At 43.0% G+C, this 5,511-nt stretch carries 7 protein-coding genes; 3 read left to right on the plus strand and 4 right to left on the minus strand.

From position 1 onward, the window contains the following. Positions 1-108 precede the first annotated feature (108 nt). Entirely contained in the window at positions 109-456 is a 348-nt protein-coding gene (locus tag HYS07_03425) for an SDR family oxidoreductase (GenBank protein MBI1870225.1), read from the minus strand. Then, entirely contained in the window at positions 392-781 is a 390-nt protein-coding gene (locus HYS07_03430; protein MBI1870226.1) for an SDR family NAD(P)-dependent oxidoreductase, read from the minus strand. Before HYS07_03430 ends, HYS07_03425 begins: the two co-directional genes overlap by 65 nt. A gap of 127 nt (positions 782-908) precedes the next feature. Here HYS07_03430 and HYS07_03435 point away from each other — a divergent pair, with 127 nt between their 5' ends. The 3 genes from HYS07_03435 (at position 909) to HYS07_03445 (ending at position 3,544) form a co-directional block, all read left to right on the plus strand. Continuing rightward, positions 909-1,415, plus strand: coding sequence for a thioredoxin family protein (locus HYS07_03435; protein ID MBI1870227.1), 507 nt, complete (start codon positions 909-911; stop codon positions 1,413-1,415). A 116-nt stretch (positions 1,416-1,531) separates the two neighbouring features. Next, complete coding sequence (locus HYS07_03440) at positions 1,532-2,200, plus strand: 7-cyano-7-deazaguanine synthase (GenBank protein ID MBI1870228.1); 669 nt, start codon at positions 1,532-1,534, stop codon at positions 2,198-2,200. Between the two features lie 90 nt (positions 2,201-2,290). Further along, positions 2,291-3,544, plus strand: coding sequence for a hypothetical protein (locus HYS07_03445; GenBank protein MBI1870229.1), 1,254 nt, complete (start codon positions 2,291-2,293; stop codon positions 3,542-3,544). Between the two features lie 180 nt (positions 3,545-3,724). On the opposite strand, the gene HYS07_03450 is transcribed toward HYS07_03445, so the two are convergent. Both HYS07_03450 and HYS07_03455 read right to left on the minus strand, forming a co-directional pair. Continuing rightward, positions 3,725-3,973 carry a hypothetical protein gene (locus HYS07_03450; GenBank protein ID MBI1870230.1) on the minus strand — a complete coding sequence of 83 codons (249 nt, stop codon included), beginning with the start codon at positions 3,971-3,973 and terminating at the stop codon, positions 3,725-3,727. Positions 3,974-4,057: 84 nt separating this feature from the next. Beyond that, positions 4,058-5,511 (minus strand): vitamin B12-dependent ribonucleotide reductase (locus HYS07_03455; GenBank protein ID MBI1870231.1); only part of this gene is annotated, 1,454 nt, incomplete at its 5' end.

Genomic DNA, 5,511 nt, shown 5'->3' on the forward strand with positions numbered 1-5,511 from the left:
AAGATCAAAATGACAACGTAAAATTTAAAATGTTTCTGTGTCTAGGCGTGTATAAAATTTTGGATTTTGATTTGTCATTTTAATTTTTACATTTTGATTTTTGAATTTTTAAGCTATATACCTTCCCCCATCCACATGATAGGTGGCTCCGGTAATGAAATCTCCTTCTATCAGGAATAAAACGGTTTTGGCAATATCTTCCGGAGACCCTATTCTCTTAAGAGGGGTTCCGTCAATAATAGCCTGCTTTTCCTTCTGAGAAAAATTTTTAGGAAGCAGAATAGGTCCCGGGGCAATACAATTGACTTGAATGTTGGGTGCCAATGTTTTTGCTAAAGCTTGAGTGAGGCAAATAACGCCCGCTTTAGAAACACAATAGGGAATATAATTTTTATAGGGCCTTAAACCTGCCCAATCCGCAATGTTGATGATTTTGCCCACACCTTTTTTGAGCATGTGAAGCCCCGTTTGATGAGAACACAAAAAAGTTCCTTTTGTAAAAAATAGCGGCATTGTTAACAAGAATTTCAATGGAACCAAAGGCTTGAATCACTTTTTGAATGAGTTTCTTTACGTCAGCGGCTTTAGAAATATCTGCTCGAATGGCGATGGCCTTAACACCTTCATGTTCTAACTCTTTAATGGTTTCTCGAGCTTCTTTTGAAGAAGTACGGTAGCTGATCGCAATGTTAGCTCCTTGTCGAGCCAGAGCCAAGGCGATGGCTCTTCCGACTCGAATGGCTCCTCCTGTCACCACCGCAGTTTTTCCAAGAATTTCCATAGTGAGAATAGGGTATTAAAAACAGTTGAAGAGATAAAGCTAAAAAAGTATATTGAGACTTCGTCTTATATAAGGAGCCATTCCCGTGCCACTTCTTTATTCTTTACCACTTCCCTTAGATTCTTCGATGATTGATTTCAAGCTCAAAGGCGTGGATGAAAAAGAATATTCAGTAGCCAGTTTCAAAGATAAAAAATTTTTGGTGATCGTTTTTACATGTAACCATTGTCCTTATGCTCAAGCCTCTTGGCCCAGGCTGATTGAGCTTCAAAAGGAATTTGCCTCTAGAGATATTCAGTTTGTCGGAATCAATCCGAATGATGACAGAAAATATCCAGATGACAGTTTTTCAAACATGAAGCTGCTTGCGAAGGAAAAAAGTGTGAATTTCCCTTATTTAAGGGATGCCTCTCAAGAAGTCGCACGTGCCTATCAGGCCCAGTGTACGCCGGACGTGTATGTTTATGACCGGGCTCGCCAATTAAAATACCATGGCCGCATGGATGACAATTGGCAAGAGCCGACAAAGGTGAAGTCGCACGATCTTAAGAATGCACTTGAGACCCTTCTCCAAGGAAAGGTGCCTTCGGAGAAACAAATGCCTTCCATGGGATGCTCCATTAAGTGGAAGTAAAAATGTGCCAATGTGTCGATAAATAAAAGAATGTACCAACGTACCAATGTGCCAATGTCAAAAAACTCATTTATTCATTGGCACATAGGCACATTGGCACATCGGCACAATAATTTATGATTGTAGAAAATAACAAAGTTTGCGTCTTGGTCAGCGGCGGCTTGGATAGCGCCGTCCTTCTCTCCCTCATGGCCCAACGTTTTAAAGAGGTCTATCCCGTGTATGTTCTTTGTGGCCTCTTTTGGGAAAAGGCAGAGCTCTACTGGCTCAAAAAATTTTTGAAGAAAATTTTATTCTCAAATCTTCATCCCCTTAAAATACTCCAAATACCTGTCCATAACTTTTATGAAAATCATTGGAGCCTAACAGGGAAAAATGTTCCGGATGCAAAATCTCAAGATAAAGAAGTGTATTTGCCAGGGCGAAACCTTCTTCTTTTGTCCCAGGCCGCTACTTACTGCGCCCTTGAGAAAATTAAAAATGTGGCGCTTGGCATTTTAAAAAGCAATCCTTTCCCCGACAGTCAACCCGCTTTTTTTAGCTCCTTTGAAAAAGCGGGCTCACTTGCTTTTAAAACGCCATTTCATGTTCTGACCCCGCTATCTCGTATGACAAAATCGGAGCTGGTGAAAAAGGGAAAAGATTTGCCTTTAGAATGGACCTTTTCTTGCCTGAGGCCCAAAGGTTATCAGCCTTGCAGGAATTGCAACAAATGTGAGGAAAGAAGAAATGTTATGAGTGTTTCAGAAAACCCCTTTCTAGCCAAAAACCGTTCAAATTTGTAAATAAAATCTAAAATTTATCCAATCTGGTGCATTGGTCATCTAACGTGTTATGTGGTATATATTTATTAGAATATTGAGAAAGGAGTCTCTATGAAAAGCAAAGGGATGATTTTTGCTGCGCTGATGATGTTTTTGTCATTTCAAGCACCGGCTGTGGAAAAGGTCCCGCAAACTCATTTCAATTTGTTATCTTCCTCAAAAGAAGGCAATACCTTTTCTCTTGTTTGCAATGGGAAAATGATGTTTTTTGTTTTTTGCATGCCTCAAAAGAATGGGGATAGACAGGTTAAAGTTTTAGGGACGAGTGTCGATAAAATAAAAGAACGTTTGGGAGAAATCCAGAGTCAGGAAAAGGAAGTCAGTGAAAATAAAAATGACGTCAACGATCAGGGCGAAAAATTCATAGAGGTTTCTAGAGAAGTGAGCTATGAAGATGGTGTTTATGTCAAGGATGTAACTCTTCATGTAGGGACGAGAGATCTTTCCAAACATGTCGAGATCTCCGCAGATCAATATTCCAAAGAGGTGACAACACGCGAACATCCTATAGGAGGAGATACAGGATTTGATGTTGAGATTCAAAGAGTTTTGGTGATAGATAAAGCGCAAGGAGAAATCACTCTTGGGGTCTCAAAATCTTTGGGTGATCTCCAGGAAGAAACGGTCGGCATTGATATTCTCAGCAGAACTTTGACTTTGACAAAAGAAGGACAGATCATTGTTCAAATTTCTAGAATCTTTCCTTGTGATGCAGATTGTTGGAATGAGGCTCTCCCCGATACACTTACTTTTACAATCGATTTACCCAGGGCCGGAGAGGCAAAGGTTTTGGGCTTTATAAATGGGGAAGAAGGACATTGGGGAATGTCTCAGAATGAGAGGTATCATGAGGGAGAGACGAATCTTCTATTAGATTTATCAGGCCAGAATACGCTTGGAATGATGTTGGGCGATGAGAAGAAGAATCTACCTCTTGAATTTGGAATGAATTCTGAGGGCGATTTTTTTGGACAGGTGTATCGAAGAGATCTACAAAACGTTTCTGAGATTCAAAAGGAATGGTTGAAAGACCAGGTTGGACATGAGAATCTAATGGCGGCGGATTTAAAGAATGTGATGGCGCAGGGGAAAGGTCTTAATTTAGCGAAGGGACAGATGATGGATGAAGGAAACTCTGCCATTCGGCCAGTGAGTTCCCCGATTGCTTCCCCTCGGGAGAACCCTGTGTCTGAAAAGCTTTCTCTCGAAGAGAGGCCCGCTCTTCACGATGCTGTTCATGAGATGCCAAGTGTTGATAAAGAGGCTCTTGATACAAGGAATGACGGGATTGACTCAAGAAGGTAAGAGCATTCTTAAATTAAAACAAAAACATTTCTTGGGTCTGTGAGGCAGGAAGCGGCGTCCAATTTACTTTGACATCAAGGCGTTGAGTGCCGTCTTTGGAAAGGTAATGCAGGCTTTGGTGCCTCAGGCCGTATTCGTAAACTTCTTTCGTCAGTTGGACGTCGTTGAGGCAGTACGCTTTTATTTTTTCGATTTCTCCTGCCTTGGGAGCACTGGATAGTCAAAGCTTTTGATATTAAATCCAATCATAAGAGAGGCCTCACTTAAAATTTGATTGAGCCCAGATAACTCTTTTTCCTCGTAAGCCGTGTATTGGTTCGTCTTACTCTGATAAATCCCAACAACAGAAACGCCCAGTTGGTCTAAATATCTTCGGTCAATGTCTGAAAACGCCTTTTGGGTTTCAATATCTAGGACGATGTAGTTCATAGTGAAAGTTCAAAAGTTTAAAGGTTCAAAAGTTCAAAAGACAAGATCCAAAAGTTCTTGACCTTTGAACTCTTGAACCTGTTTTTAAGAGCAACCACTCGTTTCACCACAGTTTAAGCATTTGTAGCAGGCCCCATTTCTGACCATGATTTCTCCGCAGGCATGGCAGGGGGGGGCGTCTGTGTCTACTTGAAAGGTGCGGGTTTCTCCCTTTTCAGGTTCTCTCTTTTGCTTGGGGGCTTCCACGTTTGCCACTTCTTCTGAAAGTGAAGCGGGAGTAGCCTTCTGGCCCTTCGGTAAAAATTTCAACGCCAGCCATCTAAAAATATAATCAATGATGGATTTGGCGAAGCGAATTTCAGGATGATGCGTGATTCCTGAAGGCTCAAAACGCTGATGACTGAATTTATCCGTGAGAACCTTCAGGGGCACTCCATATTGAAGCGCCAGGGAAATAGAGGTCGAGAAAGAATCCATGAGGCCTGAAATCACAGACCCTTCCTTGGACATGGTGATGAAAATTTCACCGGGCATACGGTCCTCATAAAGGCCTACTGTGATATAGCCTTCATGACCCGCAATGCTGAATTTATGGGTGATGGCTTCTCTCTCATCCGATAGGCGCCGGCGAGTGGGTTTCGCCGCTACAGCCACAGCGGAGTCCTTGTCATCCAGAGAGGTTGAAAGAGGTTGTGTTCTCTTAGATCCATCTCGATAAATGGCAATCGCCTTGAGGCCTAGTTTCCAAGCCTGGATATAAGCCTCCATGATTTCATCAAGAGAGGCCTCTTGAGGCAAATTCACCGTCTTGGAAATGGCGCCTGAAATGAAGGGCTGAACCGCCGCCATCATGCGAATGTGTCCCATGTAATGAATGGACCTTTTTCCCTTCAAGGCCTTGAAGGCACAGTCAAAGACGGGAAGATGTTTTTCATCCAAAGGAGGTGCCCCTTCGATGGTGTCATTTTTATCAATGAAACTTACAATTTCTTTGGTTTGGGAATCATCGTATCCCAAACGCCTTAGAGCTTCGGGAACGGTTTGATTCACAATTTTAATGAGACCGCCGCCGACCAGCTTCTTATATTTGACAAGGGCGATGTCAGGCTCAATCCCGGTGGTGTCGCAATCCATCATGAAGCCAATGGTTCCCGTGGGTGCAATCACCGTCACTTGAGAATTCCGGTAGCCGTATTCGCTTCCGATTGCGTACGTGTCTTGCCAAATCTCCCGGGCTTTTTCTAAAAGATTTTTTGGGACGAGAGAGGCATTGATATTTTCAACCGCAGCGGCATGCTTTTCGATGACCCGCAGCATAGGCTTTCGATTTTTTTCATAGCCCTCGAAAGGTCCGGTGTGCCGAGCGATAAGAGCGGAGGTTTTATACGCCTGTCCATGCATGATGGCAGAAATCACCGCTGTGTAGGCTCGACCCTCTTCGCTGTCATAAGGGAGTCCTCGGGCCATGAGGAGCGCTCCCAGATTTGCGTAGCCCAATCCCAAGGGGCGATAGTCATGACTGTTTTTATCAATGGCCG

This window comes from Chlamydiota bacterium (assembly GCA_016178055.1).
GTDB lineage: Bacteria > Auribacterota > JACPWU01 > JACPWU01 > JACPWU01 > JACOUC01.